General features: G+C 72.8%; 21 protein-coding genes and 1 pseudogene. 21 read left to right on the top strand and 1 reads right to left on the bottom strand.

Features of this window, described 5'->3' with window-relative positions:
• Positions 1 to 105 precede the first annotated feature (105 nt).
• The 4 genes from P3T27_RS34930 to ftsH all read left to right on the top strand — a co-directional run bounded on the left by P3T27_RS34930 (position 106) and on the right by ftsH (position 6815).
• Entirely contained in the window at positions 106 to 2529 is a 2424-nt protein-coding gene (locus P3T27_RS34930) for a [protein-PII] uridylyltransferase (protein WP_280685325.1), read from the top strand.
• A 99-nt stretch (positions 2530 to 2628) separates the two neighbouring features.
• Entirely contained in the window at positions 2629 to 4194 is a 1566-nt protein-coding gene (ffh, locus tag P3T27_RS34935) for a signal recognition particle protein (RefSeq protein WP_280685360.1), read from the top strand.
• Between the two features lie 60 nt (positions 4195 to 4254).
• Complete coding sequence (locus tag P3T27_RS34940) at positions 4255 to 4797, top strand: GNAT family protein (RefSeq protein WP_280685326.1); 543 nt, start codon at positions 4255 to 4257, stop codon at positions 4795 to 4797.
• A 95-nt stretch (positions 4798 to 4892) separates the two neighbouring features.
• Entirely contained in the window at positions 4893 to 6815 is a 1923-nt protein-coding gene (ftsH, locus tag P3T27_RS34945) for an ATP-dependent zinc metalloprotease FtsH (protein WP_280685327.1), read from the top strand.
• Between the two features lie 176 nt (positions 6816 to 6991).
• Here the strand turns inward: ftsH and P3T27_RS34950 are convergent, their stop codons facing one another.
• On the bottom strand, positions 6992 to 7696 hold the full coding sequence (locus P3T27_RS34950; protein ID WP_280685328.1) for a methyltransferase domain-containing protein: 705 nt from the start codon (positions 7694 to 7696) through the stop codon (positions 6992 to 6994).
• A gap of 364 nt (positions 7697 to 8060) precedes the next feature.
• On the opposite strand from P3T27_RS34950, the gene proS reads away from it, so the two are divergent.
• The 17 genes and pseudogenes from proS to whiG all read left to right on the top strand — a co-directional run bounded on the left by proS (position 8061) and on the right by whiG (position 23936).
• Positions 8061 to 9473, top strand: coding sequence for a proline--tRNA ligase (gene proS / locus P3T27_RS34955; protein ID WP_280685329.1), 1413 nt, complete (start codon positions 8061 to 8063; stop codon positions 9471 to 9473).
• Between the two features lie 398 nt (positions 9474 to 9871).
• Positions 9872 to 10450 (top strand): hypothetical protein, encoded by a 579-nt coding sequence (locus P3T27_RS34960; RefSeq protein WP_280685330.1) that lies wholly within the window; start codon positions 9872 to 9874, stop codon positions 10448 to 10450.
• Between the two features lie 391 nt (positions 10451 to 10841).
• Positions 10842 to 11270 carry a 30S ribosomal protein S16 gene (gene rpsP, locus P3T27_RS34965; RefSeq protein WP_280685331.1) on the top strand — a complete coding sequence of 143 codons (429 nt, stop codon included), beginning with the start codon at positions 10842 to 10844 and terminating at the stop codon, positions 11268 to 11270.
• A 2-nt stretch (positions 11271 to 11272) separates the two neighbouring features.
• Positions 11273 to 11512: an RNA-binding protein gene (locus P3T27_RS34970; RefSeq protein ID WP_030056773.1), complete on the top strand. Its 240-nt coding sequence runs from the start codon at positions 11273 to 11275 to the stop codon at positions 11510 to 11512.
• A gap of 129 nt (positions 11513 to 11641) precedes the next feature.
• Entirely contained in the window at positions 11642 to 12274 is a 633-nt protein-coding gene (gene rimM, locus P3T27_RS34975; protein WP_280685332.1) for a ribosome maturation factor RimM, read from the top strand.
• Positions 12275 to 12309: 35 nt separating this feature from the next.
• Positions 12310 to 13128 carry a tRNA (guanosine(37)-N1)-methyltransferase TrmD gene (gene trmD / locus P3T27_RS34980; protein ID WP_280685361.1) on the top strand — a complete coding sequence of 273 codons (819 nt, stop codon included), beginning with the start codon at positions 12310 to 12312 and terminating at the stop codon, positions 13126 to 13128.
• A 154-nt stretch (positions 13129 to 13282) separates the two neighbouring features.
• On the top strand, positions 13283 to 13633 hold the full coding sequence (gene rplS / locus P3T27_RS34985; RefSeq protein ID WP_030306736.1) for a 50S ribosomal protein L19: 351 nt from the start codon (positions 13283 to 13285) through the stop codon (positions 13631 to 13633).
• Positions 13634 to 13709: 76 nt separating this feature from the next.
• Entirely contained in the window at positions 13710 to 14681 is a 972-nt protein-coding gene (lepB, locus tag P3T27_RS34990) for a signal peptidase I (protein WP_280685333.1), read from the top strand.
• A gap of 247 nt (positions 14682 to 14928) precedes the next feature.
• The gene (lepB, locus tag P3T27_RS34995) at positions 14929 to 15684 is read left to right on the top strand and encodes a signal peptidase I (RefSeq protein ID WP_348534185.1); all 756 of its coding nucleotides are present in this window, start codon (positions 14929 to 14931) and stop codon (positions 15682 to 15684) included.
• Positions 15685 to 15927: 243 nt separating this feature from the next.
• Positions 15928 to 16944 carry a signal peptidase I gene (gene lepB / locus P3T27_RS35000; protein WP_280685334.1) on the top strand — a complete coding sequence of 339 codons (1017 nt, stop codon included), beginning with the start codon at positions 15928 to 15930 and terminating at the stop codon, positions 16942 to 16944.
• Positions 16945 to 17089: 145 nt separating this feature from the next.
• Positions 17090 to 17845: a signal peptidase I gene (gene lepB, locus P3T27_RS35005; RefSeq protein ID WP_280685335.1), complete on the top strand. Its 756-nt coding sequence runs from the start codon at positions 17090 to 17092 to the stop codon at positions 17843 to 17845.
• 112 nt (positions 17846 to 17957) lie between these two features.
• Positions 17958 to 18431, top strand: coding sequence for an NUDIX domain-containing protein (locus P3T27_RS35010; protein ID WP_280685336.1), 474 nt, complete (start codon positions 17958 to 17960; stop codon positions 18429 to 18431).
• 55 nt (positions 18432 to 18486) lie between these two features.
• Complete coding sequence (locus P3T27_RS35015; RefSeq protein WP_030056781.1) at positions 18487 to 18813, top strand: DUF2469 domain-containing protein; 327 nt, start codon at positions 18487 to 18489, stop codon at positions 18811 to 18813.
• Positions 18814 to 19057: 244 nt separating this feature from the next.
• On the top strand, positions 19058 to 19552 hold the full coding sequence (locus P3T27_RS35020) for a YraN family protein (RefSeq protein WP_280685362.1): 495 nt from the start codon (positions 19058 to 19060) through the stop codon (positions 19550 to 19552).
• Between the two features lies 1 nt (position 19553).
• A pseudogene (locus tag P3T27_RS35025) lies at positions 19554 to 21143 on the top strand (YifB family Mg chelatase-like AAA ATPase); the annotation flags it as partial.
• 281 nt (positions 21144 to 21424) lie between these two features.
• A complete protein-coding gene (gene dprA, locus P3T27_RS35030; RefSeq protein WP_280685363.1) occupies positions 21425 to 22594 on the top strand; it encodes a DNA-processing protein DprA in 1170 nt (389 codons plus the stop codon).
• A gap of 337 nt (positions 22595 to 22931) precedes the next feature.
• Entirely contained in the window at positions 22932 to 23936 is a 1005-nt protein-coding gene (whiG, locus tag P3T27_RS35035) for an RNA polymerase sigma factor WhiG (protein WP_348534186.1), read from the top strand.
• Positions 23937 to 24043: the final 107 nt, after the last annotated feature.

Below are 24043 nucleotides of genomic sequence, written 5' to 3' on the forward strand. Positions count from 1 at the left end.
GATCCCCGGTGGGGGGTCGCCGGCCCGCCGACGGCGTATCGGCGCCAGGCCGCCCGCAGGTCGATCGGCGCCGCCCGCTCAACCGCACGACGGACGGGACCACGCATGACCACCGACACCAGTCCTTCCGACTACGGCGCCGCCCGGGCCGCGCTGCTCGCCGAGCCCGGCCCGGCCGGACGCCCCCGCCGCACCGCGCTCGCCCGGCTCACCGACGACTGGCTGGCGGGCCTGCTCGCGGCCGCCGGCGACCCGCCCGGCGTCGCGCTGGTCGCGGTCGGCGGCTACGGGCGCGGCGAACTGTCCCCGCGCAGCGACCTCGACGTCCTGCTGCTGCACGACGGCCGCCTCGCCCGTGACCTGCCCGAGCGGATCTGGTACCCGATCTGGGACACGGGCATCGCGCTCGACCACTCGGTGCGCACCGTCGCCGAGGCCCGGGCCGTCGCCGCCGCCGACCTCAAGGCCCAGCTCGGCCTGCTGGACGTCCGCCACCTCGCCGGGGACCGGGCGCTCACCGCGACCCTGCGCTCCGCCGTGCTCACCGACTGGCGCGCCGGCGCCCCCGCGCGCCTGCCGGAGCTGCGCGAACTCGGCCGGGAGCGGGCCGAGCGGCACGGCGAGCTGTCCTTCCTGCTGGAGCCCGACCTCAAGGAGGCCCGCGGCGGCCTGCGCGACGTCGTCGCGCTCGACGCCGTCGCCGCCACCTGGCTCGCCGACGCCCCGCGGGACGGCCTGGCCGCCGCCGCGCTGCGGCTCGCCGACGTCCGGGACGCGCTGCACCTGGTCACCGGCCGGGCCACCGAGCGGCTCAGCCTCCAGGACCAGGACCAGGTCGCCGACCGGCTCGGCGTGCTGGACGCCGACACCCTGCTGCGCCAGGTCTACGAGGCCGCCCGCACCATCGCCTACGCGAGCGACGTCACCTGGCGGGCGGTGGACCGGGTGCTCGCCGCCCGGGCCGGCCGGGGCCGCCGGAGCCCCCGGCTGGCCTTCCCGTTCACCGGCGCCGGGCGCGGCGCGGGCGCGGTGGCCCGGGGCGCGGTCCAGCGCCGCCCGCTCGCCGAGGGCGTGGTCGAGCAGGACGGCGAGGCGGTGCTCGCCCAGGGCGCCCGCCCGGCCGCCGACCCGGTGCTGCCACTGCGCGCCGCGGCCGCCGCCGCGCAGAACGGGCTGGCCGTCTCGTACGCGACGGTGCGCCGGCTGGCCGCCGAGTGCCGCCCGCTGCCGGTGCCCTGGCCGGACGAGGCGCGCGAACAGCTGGTCACCCTGCTGGGCGCGGGCGAGGCGGCCGTCCCGGTGTGGGAGGCGCTGGAGGCGGAGGGCCTGGTCACCCGGCTGCTGCCGGACTGGGAGCGGGTGCGCTGCCGTCCGCAGCGCAACGCCGTGCACCGTTGGACGGTGGACCGCCACCTGGTGGAGACGGCGGTGCGGGCCGCGGCGATGACCCGCCGGGTGGCCCGGCCGGACCTCCTGCTGGTCGCCGCGCTGCTGCACGACATCGGCAAGGGCTGGCCCGGCGACCACAGCGAGGCCGGCGAGGTGATCGTCCGCGACGTCGCCGCCCGGATGGGCTTCGGCCCCGAGGACACCGAGACCCTGGCGGTGCTGGTGCGTCACCACCTGACGCTGGTCGACACCGCGACCCGGCGGGACCCGGACGACCCGGCCACCGTCGAGGCGATCACCAAGGCGGTCGGCACCGCGACCCAGCTGGAGCTGCTGCACGCGCTCACCGAGGCGGACGCGCTGGCCACCGGCCCGGCCGCGTGGAGCGCCTGGCGGGCCTCGCTGGTGGACGGCCTGGCGGCCCGGGTCGCCGCCCGGCTGGCCGGCGTCGGCACCGGGCCCGCGGAGGCCGCGCCGACCGCCGAGCAGGAGCGGCTCGCGGTGGAGGCCGCCCGGACCGGCGGGCCCGCGCTGTCGCTGCTGGCGCAGTCCGACGGGGCGGAACCGGGCGCCGAACCGATGGGCGTCGAGCTGACCCTGGCCGTCCCGGACCGGCCCGGGCTGCTCGGCACCGTCGCCGGGGTGCTCGCGCTGCACCGGCTGACCGTCCGCTCGGCCGGCCTGCGCGAGCTGGACCCGATCGGCGCCGGCGCGGTGCTGCTGCTGTCCTGGCGGGTGGCCGCCGAGTTCGGCGAGCTGCCGGAGGCAGCCCGGCTCCGGGCCGACCTGCGCCGGGCGCTGGACGGCTCGCTGGACGTCTCGCGCCGGCTGGCCGAACGGGACGCCGCCGCCCCGCGCCGCCGGGGCATCCCCACCCCGCCTCCGCTGGTCGTGGTGGCGCCCGCGGTGGCCTCGGCGACCGCGACCGTCCTGGAGGTCCGCGCGCACGACGCCCCCGGGCTGCTGCACCGGATCGGCCGGGCCCTGGACGGGGCGGGCGTCCGGGTGCGGACCGCGCACGTCTCCACGCTGGGCGCGGAGGCCGTCGACTCCTTCTACCTGACCGACGAGGCGGGCCGACCGCTCGCCGCCCGGCGGGCCGGGGAGGTGGCGGAGGCGGTGCGCGCGGCACTGGTCTGAGGTCGTGGCAACCCGGGTGGAGACTGTACCCGGGGCGGCCGGATACCCTGGGGGGCGACGACCGTACTGATACCGATGCCGCAGAGGACCCGCGACGACGTGTTCGACACCCTTTCCGATCGCCTCGCAGCGACGTTCAAGAACCTCCGGGGCAAGGGCCGCCTGAGCGAGGCGGACATCGACGCCACCGCCCGCGAGATCCGCATCGCGCTGCTGGAGGCGGACGTCGCGCTGCCGGTCGTGCGGGCCTTCATCAAGCAGGTCAAGGAGCGGGCGCTCGGCGTCGAGGTCTCGGGCGCGCTCAACCCGGCGCAGCAGATCATCAAGATCGTCAACGAGGAGCTCATCGCGATCCTCGGTGGCGAGACCCGCCGGGTGCGGTTCGCCAAGAACGGCCCGACGGTGATCATGCTCGCCGGCTTGCAGGGCGCCGGTAAGACCACCCTCGCGGGCAAGCTCGGCTTCTGGCTGAAGAGCCAGAAGCACACCCCGCTGCTGGTCGCCTGCGACCTCCAGCGCCCCAACGCGGTCAACCAGCTCCAGGTGGTCGCCGACCGCGCCGGCGTGGCCTTCTACGGCCCGCAGCCGGGCAACGGCGTCGGCGACCCGGTGCAGGTGGCCAAGGACTCGATCGAGTACGCCAAGCAGAAGCAGTACGACGTCGTCATCGTCGACACCGCCGGACGCCTGGGCATCGACGCCGAGCTGATGCAGCAGGCCGCGGACATCCGCGCCGCGGTCGACCCGGACGAGGTCCTGTTCGTCGTCGACGCGATGATCGGCCAGGACGCGGTCACCACCGCGCAGGCCTTCCTCGACGGCGTCGACTTCACCGGTGTCGTGCTCTCCAAGCTCGACGGCGACGCCCGTGGCGGTGCCGCCCTGTCGGTCGCGCACGTCACCGGCCGGCAGATCATGTTCGCCTCCAACGGCGAGAAGGTCGACGACTTCGACGCCTTCCACCCGGACCGGATGGCCTCGCGCATCCTCGGCATGGGTGACGTCCTCTCGCTGATCGAGAAGGCCGAGCAGACCTTCTCGCAGGAGGAGGCCGAGAAGATCGCGGCCAAGCTGCGCGGCGGCCCGAAGGCGTTCACCCTGGACGACTTCCTGTCGCAGCTGGAGCAGGTCCAGAAGATGGGCTCGATCTCCAAGCTGCTGGGGATGCTGCCCGGGATGGGCCAGATCCGCGAGCAGATCAACAACATCGACGACAAGGACGTCAACCGGGTCGGCGCGATCATCAAGTCGATGACCCCGACCGAGCGCGCCGAGCCGGAGCTGATCAACGGCTCCCGCCGGGCCCGTATCGCCAAGGGCTCGGGTGTCCAGGTCGGCGAGGTGAAGAACCTGGTCGAGCGGTTCTTCGACGCCCGCAAGATGATGTCCGCGATGGCCTCCGGCAAGGGCGTGCCCGGCATGCCGGGGATCCCGGGCATGGGCGGCGGCGCCAAGAAGTCCGCCAAGAAGGCCCCGCAGGCCAAGGGCAAGCGCAAGAGCGGCAACCCGCTGAAGCGCGCGCAGGAGGAGGCCGCGGCCGCCGAGCGCCGCGCGCTCGGCCCGGGCGCCGGCCAGGCCCCGGCCGACGGCGGCGCGTTCGGCCTCGGCGCGGGCAAGGGCCCGGCCGACTTCGAGCTGCCCAAGGAGTTCAAGGACCTGCTGTAGAGCTCGTCCGGTGCTTCAGCGGCCCGCCGTCCGGTCCCCTCCGGGCGGCGGGCCGCTCGTATGTCCGATGATGGTGGCGTGCGAGTGACGATCAGGGCCCCGCGGGCCGAGGACAAGGCCATGTACGCCGAGGCGGTCAAGCGCTCCGCCGAGCACATCGGGCGGTGGAACCCGGTCGAGCCGGACGGGCTGGCCGACCTGCTGGAGCGGCAGGGGCCGGGCCTGTGCACCTTCCTCATCCTCGACGGGGAGAGCGGCGGGCTGGTCGGCAAGGTCAACGTCGCCAACATCGTGATGGGCCGGTTCTGCAACGGCGCGCTGGGCTACGACTCGTACGTGCCGTACGCCGGCACCGGGCGGATGACCGAGGGCATGCGGCTCGTCCTGGACCACTGCTTCGCCGCGCAGTCGGCCGGCGGGCTGGGCCTGCACCGGCTGGAGATCAACGTGCAGCCGGGCAACACGCGTTCGATCGCGCTGGCCAAGCGGCTGGGCTTCCGGCACGAGGGCTTCACCCCGCGGATGCTGTTCCTGCAGGGTGACTGGCGGGACCACGAGCGCTTCGCGCTGACCGCCGAGGAGTGGCCGGGCTCCGCGGCGTAGCCGCTGGTCCGGGGGGTCATCGCGGCCGGTCGGGGGCGTCTGCGGCGCGGCGTTGCGGGTGGCTCGCCCGAGCCCGCGTCCGTATTGTCCGATGGGTGACCGAACCCGTGCCGCCGCGCCAGACCCCTGACCAGCCCTGGCGGTCCGAGGGCGCCCCGCCCCCGCCGCCGCCCCGCCGCCGGATGCCCGGCGGCTGGATGGGCCTCGCCCTCACCGCGCTCGTGGTGTTCCTGATCTCCGACCTGCTGCTGTCCTTCTTCGGCAACGCCGGCGCCACCACGATCTCCTACACCGAGTTCAACAACCAGCTCAACAAGGGCAACATCACCAAGATCTACGCCAAGGCCGACGCGATCGAGGGCACCCTCAAGAGCGCCCAGCCCAAACCGGACGGCGGCAAGGGCGACTACACCGACTTCGCCACCCAGCGGCCGTCCTTCGCCAACGACAACCTGTGGACCACCCTGCAGCAGCAGGGCGTCGAGGTCACCGCCACGTCCCCGGTGGTCCAGCAGCGCAGCTTCCTCGCCAACCTGTTGCTCTCGCTGGCCCCGATGGTGCTGCTGATCTTCATCTGGGTGCTGCTCGCCCGCCGGATGGCCGGCGGCATGGGCGCCGGCGCGCTCGGCCGCAAGGCCCCGCCCAAGCCGGTCACCGCCGAGCAGGGCAAGCGGACCACCTTCGCCGACGTGGCGGGCATCGACGAGGTCGAGGCCGAACTCACCGAGGTGGTCGACTTCCTGAAGAACCCGCAGCAGTACCGCAGGCTCGGCGCCAAGATGCCGCGCGGCGTCCTGCTGAGCGGCCCGCCCGGGACGGGTAAGACACTGCTCGCCCGGGCCGTGGCCGGCGAGGCGGACGTGCCGTTCTTCTCCGCCTCCGCCTCCGAGTTCATCGAGATGATCGTCGGCGTCGGCGCCAGCCGGGTCCGCGAACTGTTCGCCGAGGCCCGCAAGGTCGCCCCGGCGATCATCTTCATCGACGAGATCGACACCATCGGCCGCCAGCGCGGCGCCGGCGGTGGCATGGGCGGGCACGACGAGCGCGAGCAGACGCTCAACCAGATCCTCACCGAGATGGACGGCTTCACCGGCTCCGAGGGAGTCATCGTGATCGCCGCGACCAACCGCGCGGACGTCCTCGACCCGGCCCTGCTGCGCCCGGGCCGGTTCGACCGGCGGATCACCGTCAGCCCGCCGGACCGGGACGGTCGCGCCGCCATCCTGCGCATCCACACTCGGACCGTCCCGCTGGCCGGCGACGCCGACCTGACCCAGCTGGCCAAGGTCACCCCCGGGATGACCGGCGCCGAGCTCGCCAACCTGGTCAACGAGGCCGCCCTGCTGGCCGTCAAGCGCAAGCAGGACGCGGTGAACGAGCGGGACCTCTCGGACGCCCTGGAGAAGGTCCAGCTCGGTGCCGTCCGGCCGCTGGTGATGCCGCCGGAGGAGCGCGAGCGGACGGCCTACCACGAGAGCGGGCACGCGCTGCTGGGCATGCTGCAGCCCGGCGCCGACCCCGTCCGCAAGATCACCATCGTGCCGCGCGGCCGGGCGCTCGGCGTCACCCTCTCCACTCCGGAGAACGACCGCTACTCCTACACCGAGCCCTACCTGCGCGGCCGGATCATCGGCGCGCTCGGCGGGATGGCGGCCGAGCAGGTGGTCTACGGGGTGATCACCACCGGCGCGGAGAGCGACCTGGAGCAGGTCACCAACATCGCCCGGGGGATGGCCGGCCGCTGGGGGATGAGTGAGCGGGTCGGCCGGCTGACCGCCGTGCCCGCCGACACGCAGGGCGCCTACGGGCTCTCCGCCGCGCCGACCACCCTGGACGCGGTGGACGAGGAGGCCCGGCGCATCGTCGCCGAGTGCTACGACGACGCGGTGCGGCTGCTGACCGAGCAGCGGGCCCGGCTGGACGCGTTGGCGGCGGCGCTGCTGGAGGCGGAGACGCTGGACGAGGAGCAGGCGTACCGCGCGGCCGGGGTGCCGAGGAAGTCGCTCGACCAGGCGTGAACCGGTCGGCCGGGGGCGCTCGCCGTGATGGCGGGCGCCCCCGGTTTCCGGTGCCGCCGACCGGTGCGGCTGACCGGTGCGGGTGACCGCTGTCGGGACAGCGGTGCGTGGGACCGTCGGCGGCGCCGTGCGACCGGCAGCAGGGCTGTGCGACCGGCAGCGGTGCCGTGCGACCGTCAGCGGGGCCGTTCGGCGACCAGGTAACGGAAGACGTTCTCCATCCGGACCGAGCCGTCCGCGCGCAGGTGCGGCTGCAGTGCCTCCTCCAGCTCCTTGGCCACCAGCGAGGCGCCGGAGAACTCCTCGGCCGCCTCGAACAGGCCGGTGGAGAGCAGGCCGCGCACCGCGCTGTCCAGGTCCGCGTAGGCGAACGGGCAGCTCACCCGCCCGCTGCCGGCCGGACGCAGGCCGGCCGGGGCGAGTAGATCCTCCAAGGTGCCGGGCGTGCTCAGCTCGAACGGGTCGCGCGCGGTGGTCCGGCCCGCCCTGCGGCGCGCCACGTCCAGCACCGGGGCGCTCTTGCAGCGCTCCGGCGGGCCCCAGGCGGCGAGCACCACGTGCCCGCCCGGGAGGGTCAGCCGGGCGGCCTCGGCGACCACCGGGCCCGGCTCGGCACAGCCGGGCAACTGCTCGAAGACCGTCACCAGCGAATGGGCCGAGCGGGGGACGGCGGCGGGCGGCCGGGCCCCCGCGCACACCCGCAGCCGGCGGCTGCGGGCCAGCTCGCGCAGCTCGGCCCGCGGCTCCTGGCCGGCGACCTGGGCACCCCGCCCGGCGGCGAGCAGCAGCGCCAGTCCGGACCGGCAGCCCAGGCCCAGCACGCTGCTCGCCGGGCCGACCTCCAGCCGGTCGTAGACCGCCTCGTAGAGCGGCACCAGCATGCGCTCCTGGATCTCCGCCCAGTCGCGCGCCCGCGCGGGCCACGCCGATCCGGGCTGCGGGTGGTGCGGTCGTGCGCCTGTTGGTCGTACGGTCGTGCCGGTCGTCCGAGCTGAAGCCATCGCGGCCTCCCATCCGGTCCTTCGGTGTGCTGCTACGGCTCCCCCAAAGTCCCGCCCCACTCCAGCGAACAGCGGGTCGGGCCCGGCGTCCAGAGGGGTGCAGGGTGGTGCGCCCGTGTCGCGGTCGTGCGCCCCCTGCTGACGGCGGGTGCCGTCCCCCGGGCGCGGGCGGGCCGTTCGGCCACCGGCCGGTGGTGTGATACCGATTCGAAGTCAGGGGGCCGCTCCCCGTACCATTCGGGCCATGGCTAAGGCACCCGTTCTCACCCCTCAGGCGGAAGACTTCCCGCGCTGGTACCAGGACCTCATCAACAAGGCCGAGCTGGCCGACAACGGTCCGGTGCGCGGCACCATGGTCATCCGACCGTACGGCTACGGCCTGTGGGAGCGGATGCAGCAGGAGATGGACGCGCGGATCAAGAAGGCCGGCGCGCAGAACGCCTACTTCCCGATGTTCATCCCGCAGTCCTACCTGACCAAGGAGGCCGAGCACGTCGAGGGCTTCGCCCCCGAGCTCGCGGTGGTCACCCACGGCGGCGGCAAGCAGCTCGACGAGCCGGTCGTCGTCCGGCCCACCTCCGAGACGATCATCAACGAGTACTTCTCGAAGTGGGTGCAGAGCCACCGCGACCTGCCCCTGCTGATCAACCAGTGGGCCAACGTGGTCCGTTGGGAGCTGCGCCCGCGCGTCTTCCTGCGCACCACCGAGTTCCTCTGGCAGGAGGGCCACACCGCCCACGCCACCTACGAGGACGCCCGCGCGTACGCGTCGATGATCCACACCCAGGTCTACGGCGACTTCATGACCAACGTGCTCGGCATCGACGTCGTGCTCGGCCGCAAGACCGCCAAGGAGCGGTTCGCCGGCGCCATCAACACCCTCACCCTGGAGGGCATGATGGGCGACGGCAAGGCGCTGCAGATGGGCACCAGCCACGAGCTGGGCCAGAACTTCGCCAAGGCGTTCAACACGACCTACCAGCTCCAGGGCGCCGAGCGCGAGTACGTCTGGCAGACCTCCTGGGGCGTCTCGACCCGCATGGTCGGCGGTCTGATCATGTCCCACGGCGACGACAACGGCCTGCGGGTGCCCCCGCGACTGGCCGCCGTCCAGGCCGTCGTGCTCGCCATCAAGGGCGACGACGCGGTGATCGCCAAGGTGCGCGAGATCGGCGCGACGCTGGAGGCCGCCGGTGTCCGGGTGGTCGTCGACGACCGCACCGACACCCCGTTCGGCCGCCGCGCGGTGGACTGGGAGCTCAAGGGCGTGCCGCTGCGCATCGAGGTCGGCCCGCGCGACCTGGAGAACGGCACCGCGATGCTGGCCCGCCGGATCCCCGGCGGCAAGGAGCCGGTCTCCATCGACAGCCTGGCCGCGCTGGTCCCGGGCATCCTGGAGGAGGACCAGGCGCTGCTGCTGCGGCTGTCCCGCGAGCGCCGCGAGGCCCGCACCGTCGACGTCAAGACCATCGACGAGGCCGTCGAGGCCGCCGCGACCGGCTGGGGTCGGATCTCCTGGGCCGACCTCGGCCCGGAGGGCGAGGCCAAGCTGGCCGAGCAGGGCGTTTCGGTACGCTGCATCGTCGCGGCCGACGGCTCGGTGCCGCTGGCGGACGACCAGGACGGCAATATCGCGATCGTCGCCCGCGCGTACTGACACCTGTTACCAGCAGGTAATGACCGTTACCGGCGACATTTGCCCGGAATGCGGGTGGGTAAGAATCCGGTAACTGTCCGAGGAGCACCCCGACCGCGGACATCCCTACTGGCCGGTCAACTGCCGGTATTAACGGAATAGCGGTACGGTGTACGGCCCGTGGCCCTGTCAACTTGGCGGGTCCACGGGCCGTACGTCCAGGGGGCGACAGCCCGCCCCCGGACGGAATTCACGAGGCCCGTCGAGCTGCGGTGGGCCGAAACCGGCAGGGGGTTGGTCTTGCGTCAGATCCGGAACGCGCAATTCGCGCGCGACCATGCATTCCTGGGAGTTCCCTGGGAATTCCCGAAGAACGGGAACATGCGGAACATCGGCTCGCACTCCATCGTTGGTCTAGCGTGAGCACGACACAGCCCCTCGTCCTCGCGGCCGAACTGGCCGCCGCCTGGAGTGACATCCAGGCCCACCACCAGGACCTCCCCGACCTGGCCTCGCCCGAGGCCCTGATCGGCGAATCCTCTTCGGCCTGTGGCACGCGGCTCGGTTTCGAGCGGCTCCTCCACGAGGCTGCCCACGGTCTGGCCGCGGCCCGGGACATCCGGGACACCTCGCGGGCCGGCCGCTACCACAACCGGCGCTTCCTCATGCTCGCCTCCGAGCTGGGCCTGGCGCACCCGGTCGAACCGCACGCCAGTAGCGGCTTCTCCCAGGTGACCATGCTCAAGGAGACCCAGGAGCGCTACGCGGAGACCATCGAGCGACTGGACCGCGCCCTCGGCGCGCACCAGGAGGCGGTGGCCGGCGACGGCGCGACGCGAGCCTTCCGCGGCCCGGCGGCCCGGCACGGCTCCTCCGGGGGCGGCGTCCGGGTCAAGGCGGTCTGCGGCTGCGGACGGAACGTCCGGGTCGTGCCGTCGGTGCTCGCGCAGGCGTCCATCGTCTGCGGCGCGTGCCAGCAGCCGTTCAAGATCGCGTAACCGAAAGATCGCGTAACCGAAAGATCGCGTCACCGCAAGATCGTTGGACCGGAAGGCCAAGAAGACGGGGAAGCCGGCGGACGGCTGTGCGGGCAGCGGATCCGGCCGGAGCAAGCAGGACAGATGGGTTCGTGGGCGGACCGGGAGCGGGGGCTCCCGGTCGAGCCTTGTGAGCGGGCCTGCGGTTGGTCCTGTGGACGATCCTGCGGGCCGCTCGGATGGCCGGGTGAAGGCGGTTCGCGCCGGTATGGCAGAATGGACAGCTGAGTACTCGGCAGCCGAGCAGGACCCCTCTCTCCTACGGCTGGCGTGTCCCTTGAACGGCCCACGGCGCAACCCCACGCGACGGCGAGGCTGCTCACCCACGTCAACACCAGGAGAATCCACTCCCGTGGCAGTCAAGATCAAGCTGAAGCGTCTCGGCAAGATTCGCTCCCCGCACTACCGCATCGTCATCGCCGACTCGCGCACCAAGCGTGACGGTCGCGCGATCGAGGAGATCGGCATCTACCAGCCGACCTACAACCCCTCGAAGATCGAGGTCGACAGCGACCGCGCCCAGTACTGGCTGTCCGTCGGCGCCCAGCCGACCGAGCCGGTGCTCGCCATCCTCAAGCTGACTGGCGACTGGCAGAAGTTCAAGGGCCTGCCGGCCCCGGCGCCGCTGAAGGTCGCCGAGCCGAAGGTCGAGGACTTCTCGCACCTGTTCGCGAAGGCCGTCGCCGGCTTCGAGGACGCCACCACCGGTGTCGCCATCACCCCGAAGGCCAAGAAGTCGGACAAGGTCGAGGCTGAGGCCGACGCCGCCGTCGAGGCCTGAGCGTGATCGAGGACGCCCTCGACCATTTGGTGAAGGGCATCGTCGAGCACCCCGACGAGGTGCAGGTGCGTTCGCGCAACCTGCGTCGGGGCAACACCATCGAGGTGCGAGTGCACCCCGATGACCTCGGCAAGGTGATCGGCCGGGGTGGCCGGACGGCGCGCGCACTGCGCACCGTGGTCGGCGCCCTCGGCGGTCGCAACGTCCGGGTCGACCTGGTCGACGTGGACAACATTCGCTGACACAGCTGCTCGTTCAGCCGTCAGGGCTTGTGAGGCCGGCCGGGACGCATGTCGTCCCGGCCGGCCTTTTCGCGTTTCTCGCACTTTCCGCATTCCGTCTCGCTCAGGAACTCCAGGAGAACGATCACCGTGCAGCTCGTCGTCGGCAAGATCGGCCGCGCCCACGGCATCAGGGGGGACGTCAGCGTCGAGGTCCGCACCGATGAGCCGGAGCTCCGGCTCGGCCCCGGTGCCGTCCTGCTCACCGACCCCGCGTCGGCGGGCCCGCTGACCGTCGAGTCCGGCAAGGTGCACAGCGGCCGGCTGCTGCTGCGTTTCGCCGGCGTCAATGACCGCAACGGCGCGGAGGCGCTGCGGGGCACCGTGCTCATCGCCGAGGTCGACCCGGAGGAGCGCCCCGACGACCCGGATGAGTACTACGACCACCAGCTGATCGGCCTGGACGTGGTGCTGCTCGACGGCACCCTGGTCGGGGAGCTGACCGAGGTCCTCCACCTGCCGTACCAGGACCTGCTCACCGTCGAGAAGCCGGACGGGACGGAGGTGCTGGTGCCCTTCGTCAGCCAGATCGTGCCGACCATCGACCTGGAGAACCAGCGCGCCGTGATCACTCCGCCGCCCGGGCTGATCGACCCCGAGCAGGCCGAGGTCGCGGAGGGCGCCTCCGCCGAGGTCGCGGAGGGCGTGGATGCCGACGGCGAGGACGGCGAGGACGGCGAGGACGGCGCGAAGGGCGTCGACGGCGCGGAGGAGTCGAAGTGAGCGAGATGGAGGGCGCCGCACAGGTGCAGAGCGGGATGCGGATCGACGTCGTCTCGATCTTCCCCGAGTACCTGGAGCCGCTGAACATCTCGCTGGTCGGCAAGGCCCGTGCCCGCGGCCAGCTGGACGTGCACGTCCACGACCTGCGCGGGTGGACCCACGACGTGCACCGAACCGTGGACGACAGCCCGTACGGCGGCGGCCCCGGCATGGTGATGAAGCCCGAGCCGTGGGGCGAGGCGCTGGACGCGGTGATCTCCGGCGGGCCCGAGGGCCGGCTGCCGACGCTCGTGGTGCCCACCCCGAGCGGGCGGCCGTTCACCCAGGAGCTCGCCCAGGAACTGGCGGGCCGCCCCTGGCTGGCGTTCACCCCCGCCCGGTACGAGGGCATCGACCGGCGCGTCATCGAGGAGGCGGCCACCCGGATGCCGGTGGTCGAGGCCTCGATCGGCGACTACGTGCTGGCTGGCGGCGAGGTCGCGGTACTGGTGATGGTCGAGGCGATCGCCCGGCTGCTGCCCGGGGTGCTCGGCAACGCCGAGTCCCACCGGGACGACTCCTTCGCGCCCGGCGCGATGGCCGACCTGCTGGAGGGCTCGGTCTACACCAAGCCCGCCGAGTGGCGCGGCCGCACCGTGCCGGACGTGCTGCTCAGCGGCAACCACGGCCGGATCGCCCGCTGGCGCCGGGAGCAGGCCTTCGCCCGGACCCTGGCGAACCGGCCCGACCTGGTCGAGCGCTGGCAGTACGGAGCCTTCGACAAGAAGGACCGGGAGGCGCTCAGCATCCTCGGCCTGGCCTGGGACGAGCGGCTCGGCCGATTTCGGTCCGTGGCCGGTGGTGTGGAAGAATAGGCCGCTGCTGTCTGTTGCTGGGCCCCCTCCGTAGGGGTCACGTGGACCGGCGTCCCCGCCACGGGGGGATCGTCGTCAGCCGATGCGGCCCGCAGCAAACCCCATTGTGACGAACTTCCGTGGGCGGCCCGTGGCGCTCGCGATGGAGAGCAACATGAGCAACAAGCTCGCTGCTGTCGACGCGGCCTCGCTGCGTAGCGACATCCCGGCCTTCCGCGCCGGTGACACCCTGAAGGTCCACGTCCGGGTCATCGAGGGCAACCGCTCCCGTGTCCAGGTCTTCCAGGGCGTCGTCATCCGCCGCCACGGCGCCGGCATCGGTGAGACCTTCACCGTTCGCAAGGTCAGCTTCAACGTCGGCGTGGAGCGCACCTTCCCGGTGCACACCCCGGTCGTCGAGAAGATCGAGGTCGTGACCCGTGGTGCGGTCCGCCGCGCCAAGCTGTACTACCTGCGTGACCTCCGCGGCAAGGCCGCGAAGATCAAGGAGAAGCGCGACCGCTGATCCACCGGCCCCCGGCCTCGCCGGGGGATCGGATCGCTCTGGGGGCCGGGCTGCCGCACGGTAAGCTCAGCCCCCGATGAGCACGCACGAACCACCCGCGGACCGCGACGGCAGTCCCGCACCCACCGGTGCGGACTCGCTGTCGCGGTCCGCGGTCGTTTCCGCGGCGGTTCCCGCTGCCGCTCCCGGAGGGGGTGCGGGGGCGGACGCCGGGCCGACCTCCCGGGATGCTGCCGAGGACGTCCCGGCGGCTGAGGACGCTCCAGAGCCCAAGGGCGTACCGGAGCGTGCGGTCGCACCGGAGCGCGAGGACGAACCGGGGCGTGCGGGCACACCGGAGGACGAGGAGGCGGCGGAGGACGAGGAGCCGGGCCACTCGCGCTCGCGGGACCTGCTGCTGCTCGTGGGGATCTGCCTGCTGGCCCTGCTGTTGGTGAACGCCTTCGTCGCGCGCCCGTTCTCGGTGCCGTCCGGGTCGATGGAGGACACCCTGCGCCCGGGCGACCGGCTGATCGCGAACAAGCTCGCCTACGCCTTCGGCGGTCACCCCCAGCGGGGCGACGTCGTGGTCTTCGACGGAACGGGCTCCTTCCTGCCGGAGTCGGACGAGCCGGCCGGCTTCTGGGACGGGCTGAGCTCGCTCGGCCGGGACCTCGGGCTGGCTCCGGCCGGGAACACGGTCTACGTCAAACGGGTGATCGGCGTGGGCGGGGACCGGGTGACCAGCACCGGCCCGGGCGGGCGGATCACCGTCAACGGGGTGCCGATCGACGAGTCCTCCTACCTGGCCCCCGGGGACCAGCCGTCGAGCGTGGCCTTCGACGTGCTGGTGCCGACCGGCAAGCTCTGGGTGATGGGGGACCACCGCAGCGCCTCCCGCGACTCGCGCGACCACCTCGGCGAGCCCGGCGGCGGCTTCGTGCCCGAGAGCAGGGTGATCGGCCGGGCGGACTGGGTGGTCTACCCGTTCTCGCGCTGGACCGGTCTGGACAGGCCTGCGGCCTTCGCCGCGACTGCGGGAACGGGCGGTCATGGGGACCAGAGGTAGGGGCCGACTGGCCGACCGTCGGGTTCCGCAGCCGGGCGATGGAGGATCGAAAGGCGCCGGGTCGAACGGTGTGGGACCCGACGGCGTGGGACCCGACGGCGTGCGGCCAGGAGGTGCCGTCCCCGGGGGCGTCGGCCCGGCCGAGACCGCGCCGGTCCGGGGCCGGGCCGCGCGCCGTCGCAGCGCCAGGCGGGCGGCCCGGCGGCGCAGCCGGTCGCTGCTGCGCGAGTTCCCGCTGATCATCCTGGTGGCGCTGCTGGTCGCGCTGGTGATGAAGACTTTCCTGATCCAGGTGTTCGTGATCCCCTCGGGTTCGATGGAGCAGACCATCCAGGTCGGGGACCGGGTGTTGGTGGACAAGCTGACCCCCTGGTTCGGCAGCGAGCCGCAGCGCGGCGACGTGGTGGTGTTCAAGGATCCGGGCGGCTGGTTGGAGAGCGACCGCAAGCTGTCCGGCGACGGTCCGGTACTGGGGGCGGCCAAGCAGGTCCTCACCTTCGTCGGGCTGCTGCCGTCGGACAGCGAGCAGGACTTGATCAAGCGGGTCATCGGTGTCGGCGGGGACACCGTGGAGTGCTGCGACGCGCAGGGGCGGCTCAGTGTCAACGGCACGCCGGTGGACGAGCAGTCGTACGTCGCGTCCGCCAACCCGCCGTCCCGGCAGCCCTTCAAGGTGAAGGTGCCGCAGGGGCGGCTCTGGGTCATGGGCGACCACCGGGACGTGTCCGCCGACTCCCGCTTCCACATGGGGAATCCGGGGCAGGGGACGATCCCGCTGAGCGGTGTGGTCGGCCGGGCCTTCGTGATCGCCTGGCCCCTGGACCGCTTCCATCAACTTGACGTGCCGAGTTCACTCTCCTCGTTGGCGCGGGCTCCGCAAGCGCGCGGAACTGTGCCGGAACCCGTGGGCGTTGGGCCGGTTCCGATGGAACCTCCGCTCGTTATGGGTGTGTTGGGCATCCTTCCGGTCGCCGTTCGCCGGCCTGGGCGGCCTTCTGTGTGAGCCTGGCCGGCCGTCGAGCGGCCGGGCCGCGCGCGTTGGACCGCGAGCCGGATGCCTTGGAGTGATAGAGAAGTGCAGGTGCGGCCGGGATTGGTCCCGGTCGCGTGCCGAGGCTGTGCTGGTGTCAGGGGAGCCCGCGATGGGCAGTTCCTGAACCGGCCGTGGTCACGGTGAGCGTGGTGCCCGCTGTGCGGCACTCTGAGCGCGGGCGCACGGGCGTCCGCACAGCAGGGAGGAGATGTTGTGGGGGATGTGGTGATCGGCGCCCGCTCAGGCGCGGGCGAGCCCGAGGGCTCCGGCCGTCGGGCGGCCCGGTCCGCCGAGTCCGGTGCCCCCTCGGCCTCGGCCGAGGACACGGCGGCCCAGTCCGCCGACGACCAGGGCGATGGGGCGCAGGGCCCCACCGGGGGCTCCTCGGAGTTCCAGCGGCCCGATGGCGAGTCGGCGGACCAGTCGGAATCGCAGGCCCCCGACAAGCAGCACAAGCAGCGTTCCTTCTGGAAGGAACTGCCGATCCTGATCGGCATCGCGCTGGTCCTGGCGCTCGTGATCAAGACCTTCTTCGTCCAGGCGTTCTCCATTCCGTCGGAGTCGATGCAGAACACGCTGCAGGTCGGCGACCGCGTCCTGGTGGACAAGCTGACCCCCTGGTTCGGGGCCGAGCCCGAGCGCGGCGAGGTCGTGGTGTTCCACGACCCGGGTGGCTGGCTGAACGACGAGCCGACCCAGCAGAGCAGCAACTCCTTCGTCCGGGGTGTCCAGGACGTGCTCAGCTTCGTCGGTCTGATGCCCTCGACCAACGAGAAGGACCTGATCAAGCGGGTCATCGCGGTCGGCGGGGACACCGTCGAGTGCCATGGCGAGGGACCGGTCAAGGTCAACGGAGACGCGCTCAACGAGCCGTACGTCTACCCGGGCAACACTCCCTGCGGTGACCACCCGTTCGGTCCACTGAAGGTGCCCGACGGTCGGATCTGGGTGATGGGCGACCACCGGGCGGACTCGCTGGACTCCCGGTTCCACATGGACCAGCCGGGCGGCGGCACCGTGCCGGTGGGCAACGTGGTCGGGCGCGCCTTCGTGGTGGCCTGGCCGATCAACCACTGGTCGACGCTTCCGGTGCCGAACACCTTCAACCAGACGGGGCTGGCGGCGGCCGCGCCGATGGCGCCGCCCGTGGCCGGTGCGGTGGGCGCGGTCGCGCTGCTCCCGCTGGTGCGTCGGGTGCGGGACCGGAAGGACCGCCGGAAGGATTCCTGAGCTCCACCGGGTTCACCCCAGGCCTTGCGCGGGCCGTGGTACCGACGAGTAATCTGCTCGGACGTGCCACGGCCCGTCGGCTTTTCCGCCGGGGCCTCCGGCGTGCCAGTGGAGTTCTCCGGTCGGCCAGAGGTGGACGGTTTCGATGAGCAGTGTCGTTGACCAGACCGCCGACCGCCCGGCTGCGCCCGCCCGTCCGGGCCGCCGGGCCGCCGCGGTGCTGCAGGGCGTGGCGATCGCGCTCGGGCTGGTGCTGATGATCGGCGGCTTCGCCCTGATCGCGATCGACTACCGGCCGTACAACATCCCGACCGCCTCGATGTCCCCCACGCTTCGGATCGGGGACACCGTGCTCGCCCGGAAGGTCGGCGGCGGGGCCGTCGGCCGGGGCGACGTGGTCGTCTTCCGGGACCAGGCCTGGGGCGGCGAGCTCATGGTCAAGCGGGTGGTCGCGGTCGGCGGGGACACCGTCGCGGCCAACGGGAACGACCACGGGCTGACGGTCGACGGCAAGCCGGTGGAGGAGCCCTACCTCGCGGCGCAGGGCCCGCAGGGCACCCCGTTCAGCGTCACCGTGCCGCCGGGGCGGCTGTTCCTGCTCGGCGACAACCGGCTGGGCTCGCTCGACTCCCGCACCCACCTGGAGGTCGACAGCGGGACCGTCCCGGCCGACGCGGTGGAGGCCCGGGTCGAGGCCACCCTGCTGCCGTTCGGCCGGATGGGTGACCTGGGTCGGACCACGGCCTTCGACGGGCTCGCGGGCCCGAAGGGCAGTGAGCCCGGGCCGCTGCAGCCGGCCGCCTACGCGACCGTTGCGGGCGCGGCGCTGATCCTCGTGGTGTCGGCGGTGGGCGGGGTGGCGGGCCTGGCCCGTCGGCTCCGCCGGGGGCGCAGCTCCTGACCGCGGCCGTCGAGGCCCGGGCCGCTCTGTCGAACATCGCCCCGGACGGCCGCGCCGGGTGGCAGGATCGGTAGCGCCACCGACGCGAACGGAAGGAGCGTGGAGCGCTGCCATGACGGCACAACGGCGTAGGGCGGCGCGGATCCTGCTGCTGGACGGGCAGGACCGCATCCTCCTCTTCCTGGGCTCCGACCCGGCGACGCCGGGGGAGGCCTGGTGGTTCACGCCCGGGGGCGGCTTGGAGCCCGGGGAGGACGTGCGGGAGGCCGCCGCTCGGGAACTCGCGGAGGAGACCGGCCTGCGGGGTGTGGACCTGGGGCCCTTGGTGGCGTACGGCACGGTGTCGTTCTCCTTTCAGGGACAGCGTTACGAGCAGGACCAGTGGTTCCACCTGGCCCGGACCACGGAGACGGGTCTCGACCACTCGGGGATGGGCGAGGACGAACACGCCCACCTGCTCGCGGCGCGCTGGTGGACGGTCGAGGAGTTGAGGGGGACCGCCGAGACGGTCTATCCGGTCGGACTGGCGGACTTCCTGGAGCGACTGCTGGCCCAGGGCCCGCCGGTCGCTCCGGTACGGCTCTGAGCGTGGGTGCGGTGGTCCACAATGGGTGGACGTGACAAGTTGAGGGGACGCCTGGATGAGTGCCGAAGATCTCGAGAAGTACGAGACCGAGATGGAGCTCAAGCTCTACCGGGAGTACCGGGACGTCGTCGGCCTGTTCAAGTACGTGATCGAGACCGAGCGACGTTTCTACCTCACCAACGACTACGAGTTGCAGGTGCACTCGGTCCAGGGCGAGGTCTTCTTCGAGGTGTCGATGGCGGATGCGTGGGTCTGGGACATGTACCGGCCGGCCCGGTTCGTCCGCAAGGTCCGGGTGCTGACCTTCAAGGACGTGAACATCGAGGAACTCGCGAAGAGCGATCTGGAGCTGCCCTCGGACGAGTCCGGCTTCGGGAACTGACGTTGGACTGCTCTGCCCCGCGTTGTCCAGCGGAATTTCGCGCGATCGGGGCCTCTCACTCCTGCGGGTGACAAAAGTTATCCACAGGCCTTGAGTTATCCACAGGGAATGGGAAATTCCCGGTCCCGCCGTGCTCGACGGTGCAGCCTCCACGGCGGAGGTGGTCACCGTGCAGAACACGATCGTGCAGGACCAGGCCGTACCGGGTGCGGCCGTACCGGACCCGACCGGAGCGGGCGGCGGCGTGCGGGAGGGCACGCGGGACGACCCGCAGGGCGGCGCCGGGCCGGGCTCGCGCCGCAGCACCAACGGCCGCAGCACCAACAACGGGCTCGGCCGTTACGGGGAGCGGGTCGCCGCCCGGCGCCTCATGGAGGCCGGGCTCCGCATCCTCGACCGCAACTGGCGCTGTGTCGAGGGGGAGCTGGACATCGTCGCCCTCGACGGCGACACCGTGGCGGTCTGCGAGGTGAAGACCCGCTCCGAGCGGGGCTTCCAGCAACCCAGCGAGGCCATCGGCCAGGCCAAGGCCGCCCGGCTGCAACGTCTGGCCGAGCGTTGGATGGCCGAGCGCTGGCCCGGCCACTTCGCGAAACTGGCCGGTCCCGGCTACGACCCGGGGCCGACGGACCCGCACTGGCCGCCCGCACCACCCGGGGGCGTGCGGATCGACCTGGTGGCAGTGGTCAACCGGGCCCGGGGTGCGGCCGTGGTCGACCACCTGCGGGGGGTGGTCTGAGATGGCCTTCGCCCGTACCTGTTCCGTCGCGCTGGTCGGCGTCGACGGAGTGATCGTCGAGGTCCAGGCCGATCTGGAGCCCGGGGTGGCCGCGTTCACCCTGGTCGGCCTGCCCGACAAAGCGCTGTCCGAGGCCCGCGACCGGGTACGCGCGGCCGTGGTCAACAGCGGCGAGGCGTGGCCGCAGCGCAAGCTGACAGTCGGGCTCAGCCCCGCCTCGGTGCCCAAGAGCGGCAGCGGCTTCGACCTCGCGGTGGCCTGTGCCGTCCTGGCCGCGGCCGAGCGGCTCGACCCGTCGTCCATCGCCGATCTGCTGATCATCGGCGAACTGGGGCTGGACGGCCGGGTGCGGCCGGTCCGCGGGGTGCTGCCGTCGGTGCTGGCCGCGGCCGACGCCGGATACCAGCGGGTCGTGGTCGCGGAGCAGACCGCGCCCGAGGCCTCGCTCGTCCCCGGGGTAAGCGTGATCGGAGTCCGCAGCCTGCGGCAGCTGGTCGCCGTCCTGACCGGCGCACCCGCGCCGGAGGAGCCGCCCGACCCGATCAGCGGCCGGCCGGACCCGCTGATGGCCGGCCTGATGCTGCCCAGCGCCGGCGTCCGGGGACTGCCCGACGACCGGGTGGCGCGCCTCGACCTGGCCGATGTGGCCGGCCAGTACGAGGCCCGGCGCGCCTTGGAGATCGCCGCCGCAGGCGGACACCACCTGTATCTCAAGGGCCCACCGGGCGCGGGCAAGACGATGCTGGCGGAGCGGCTGCCCTCGCTGCTCCCGCCGCTGACCCAGAAGGAGGCGCTGGAGGTCACCGCCGTGCACTCGGTCGCCGGGCTGCTTCCGGCCGGGCGCCCGCTCATCGACACGGCGCCGTACTGCGCCCCGCACCACTCCACGACGATGCCGGCGATCGTCGGTGGCGGCAGCGGTCTGCCGAGACCGGGGGCGGTCTCACTGGCCCACCGGGGCGTGCTGTTCCTGGACGAGGCACCGGAGTTCCCCGTCCGGGTGCTCGACGCGCTGCGCCAGCCGCTGGAGTCGGGCGAGGTGGTGATCGCCCGTTCGGCCGGATCGCTCCGGCTCCCGGCCAGGTTCCTGCTCTGCCTGGCCGCCAACCCCTGCCCGTGCGGCCGGTACTCACGGCGGGGCGAGGGGTGCGAGTGCAGCCCCGCGATGGTCAGCCGCTACCAGGGGAGGCTCTCCGGACCGCTGCTGGACCGGGTCGACCTCCAGGTCCAGGTCGCCCCGGTGACGAGGATCGAACTCATGGAGCGGGACGCCACGGCGGAGAGTACCGAGACCGTCGCGGCCCGGGTGCTGGCCGCGCGGGACCGGGCGGCGGCCCGCCTGGCGAGCACCCCGTGGCGGACCAACGCGGAAGTCCCGGGCCATGAGCTGCGCACCCGCTGGCAGCTCGAACCCGGCGCACTGAACGACGTCGGGCGCCAGTTGGAGCGGGGGTTGCTGACCGCCCGCGGCCTGGACCGGGTGCTCCGGGTCGCCTGGACGGTCGCGGACCTCGCCGGTCGCGACCGGCCGGACCAGCGGGACGTACGCACCGCGTTGGTCCTGCGCACCGGAGTCGAGCAGGGGCTGCCGCTGACCGAGCGGCTCTACGGCCGACTCGGGCGCATCCCGGCCCAGCGCGGTCCGGTCGACGATCCGTCCGAAGCGCAGGGCCGGGTGGGCCCGTTCGAGAAAGCCGACCACCCCGATCCTCCAGCCGACTCCGGTGGTCCAGGCGGCCCCGACCGTCCAGGCAGCCCCGGTCACCAGGACCGCCCCACCGGTCCTGACCAGTCCGCCCTCTCCAGCCCTGCCCGGCGGTCCAGGAAACGCGACCAGCATGCGGCGAACGAGGAGGGTGAGGCATGAACCCGATGATGACGCACAGCCAGCCGCCTGGTGGATCGGCGGCCGTGCCCGGGCGCGATCCGGAGCGCCTCGCCCGCGTCGTGCTCAGCCGGCTCAGCGAGCCCGGAGACGCGGTGGTCGGCCGATGGCTCGGCCAGCTCTCCGCCGCCGACACCGTCCAGGCGATCCGGGACGGGACGGTGCCCGCGCATCCCGGGCTGGACTCTCCCCGACTCGCCGGTTACCAGGCGAGACTCCCCGGTCTGGACCCGGCCGAGGACCTGGAACGGGTACGAGCCGTTGGTGGACGCTTCATCATTCCGGGGGACACGGAATGGCCCAGCCAACTCGACGATCTGGGTGACGGGCGGCCGATCGGGCTCTGGACGACCGGCACGGGCTCGCTGCGGCTGCTCGCACTCCGCTCGGTGGCGATGGTCGGCTCCCGGGCGTGCACGGCCTACGGCGCCCACGTCGCGGGGGAGTTGTCGGCCCAACTGGCCGAGCGCGGCTGGGTCGTGGTGTCCGGAGCCGCCTACGGAATCGACGCGGCCGCCCACCGAGGGGCGCTCGCCGTCGGCGGGATGACCGTCGGGGTGCTCGCCTGCGGGGTCGACGTGTCCTACCCGAAGGGCAACGCCGAACTGATCCGGCGGATCGGCGTCCAGGGGTTGCTGGTCAGTGAACTCCCGCCCGGGGAGCACCCGAACCGCTTCCGCTTCGTGCTCCGCAACCGGGTCATCGCGGCGCTCACCCGAGGCACCGTGGTGGTCGAGGCGGCGGTGCGCAGCGGTGCGCTGAGCACTGCCAGACGGGCGCGGGACCTCAACCGCCACACCATGGGCGTCGCCGGCCCGGTGACCTCGGCACTCTCGGCCGGGGTGCACGCCCTGATCCGCAGCGGCGGCGCCACGCTGGTCACCGACGCCGCCGAGATCACCGAGCTGATCGGGGCGATCGGGGACGACCTGGCGCCGCAGCGCAGTGGACCGGTGCTGCCCCGGGATCTGCTGGAGCCTGCGGTGGCCCGGGTGCTGGAGGCCGTCCCGGCGACGGCGGAGGGTGCGCCGGTCGAGCGGCTGGCCCGGCAGTCCGGACTTCCGCCGGACGAAGTACTGCAGCGGCTCTACGAGTTGGGATCGCTCGGCTACGTCGAGCGGCATGGTGCGCACTGGCGCCTGGTGCGGAGGAGGTGACGGCCCGAGCGAAGAGCACCTCTGCGCCGAGGGGAGGCGCGCCGGAATCGCCCGGCTGACCTGCTGATCCGGTTCTTCCGCTCGAGTGCCCGGATCCGGTGACACGAACGCCACCGGATCGAGGGACGACCGAGTGGCGGTAGCGCATTGCAGCGAGTCGGTCACGCTACGCTCCACATGTCTTCCCTATCAGCACATGACTCGGCAGAACGGCGCAGACCAACGCATGCCCACACACATTCCCGGACACAGAGTGACCGGTGGCGCCCGGTCCTCGGGAGGGCCGCGGACCGAGCGGCGCCCCGTGACCGAGTTCCCGCCCAAGGCGACGGGGACCATGGGAGGCTTGTCGCGCCAGGGCGGCCGGCCGTCGGCGGTGCCAGGCCAGACCGCCGACGCGGTCGGCGCCGCCGCCATCGACGGCGCACCCCACCCGAGCGCCGGCGGCCCCCTGGCGCCGGACGGCACCTCCCCGCCAGGCCCGGAGCAGGGGCCCAGCGGTCAGCGGCCCAGCGGTCAGAGGCTCGGCGGTCAGGGGCTCGGCGGGCAGGGGCCCGGGGCCCAGGGGTCTGGAGCCGAGGGACGCACCGCGCTCGAAGAGCTCTGGCGCTCGTACAAGGAGACCGGTGACCAGCGACTGCGCGAGCAGCTGATCCTGCACTACTCGCCGCTCGTCAAGTACGTGGCGGGGCGGGTCGGGGTCGGCCTGCCCTCCAACGTCGAGCAGGCCGACTTCGTCTCCTCGGGGGTCTTCGGGTTGATCGACGCGATCGAGAAGTTCGACATCGACCGCGCCATCAAGTTCGAGACCTACGCGATCAGCCGCATCCGCGGCGCGATCATCGACGAACTGCGGGCCCTGGACTGGATTCCGCGCTCGGTGCGGCAGAAGGCGAAAGCCGTCGAGCGGACATACGCGACGTTGGAGGCCCGGCTGCGCCGGACGCCGCACGATCCCGAGGTCGCGGCCGAGATGGGCATCGCGATCGAGGATCTGCACGCCATCTTCAGCCAGCTGTCCCTGGCCAACGTGGTGGCCCTGGACGAGCTGCTGCACCCGGTGGGGGAGGGCGGCGACCGGCTGAGCCTGATGGACACCCTGGTGGACCACGGCGCCGACAACCCGGTCGAGGTTGCCGAGGACCGTGAGCTGCGCCGACTGCTGGCCCAGGCGGTCAACACCCTCCCCGAGCGGGAGAAGACCGTGGTGACGCTCTATTACTACGAGGGCCTCACCCTCGCCGAGATCGGCCAGGTGCTCGGGGTGACGGAGAGCCGGGTGAGCCAGATCCACACCAAATCCGTCCTCCAGTTGCGCGCCAAGCTGTCGGACATTCGGTAGCGCGCGCCGGGCCTGCCCGGCGCGGCGGCATCCCCGGGTCGCACGCCTGTCCACTACCCCGGGAGGTATCCCCGGGGTGCGCGCCCGGCCTCAACCACGGGCTCCAG

This window comes from Kitasatospora sp. MAA19 (genome assembly GCF_029894125.1).
Taxonomy (GTDB): Bacteria; Actinomycetota; Actinomycetes; order Streptomycetales; family Streptomycetaceae; genus Kitasatospora.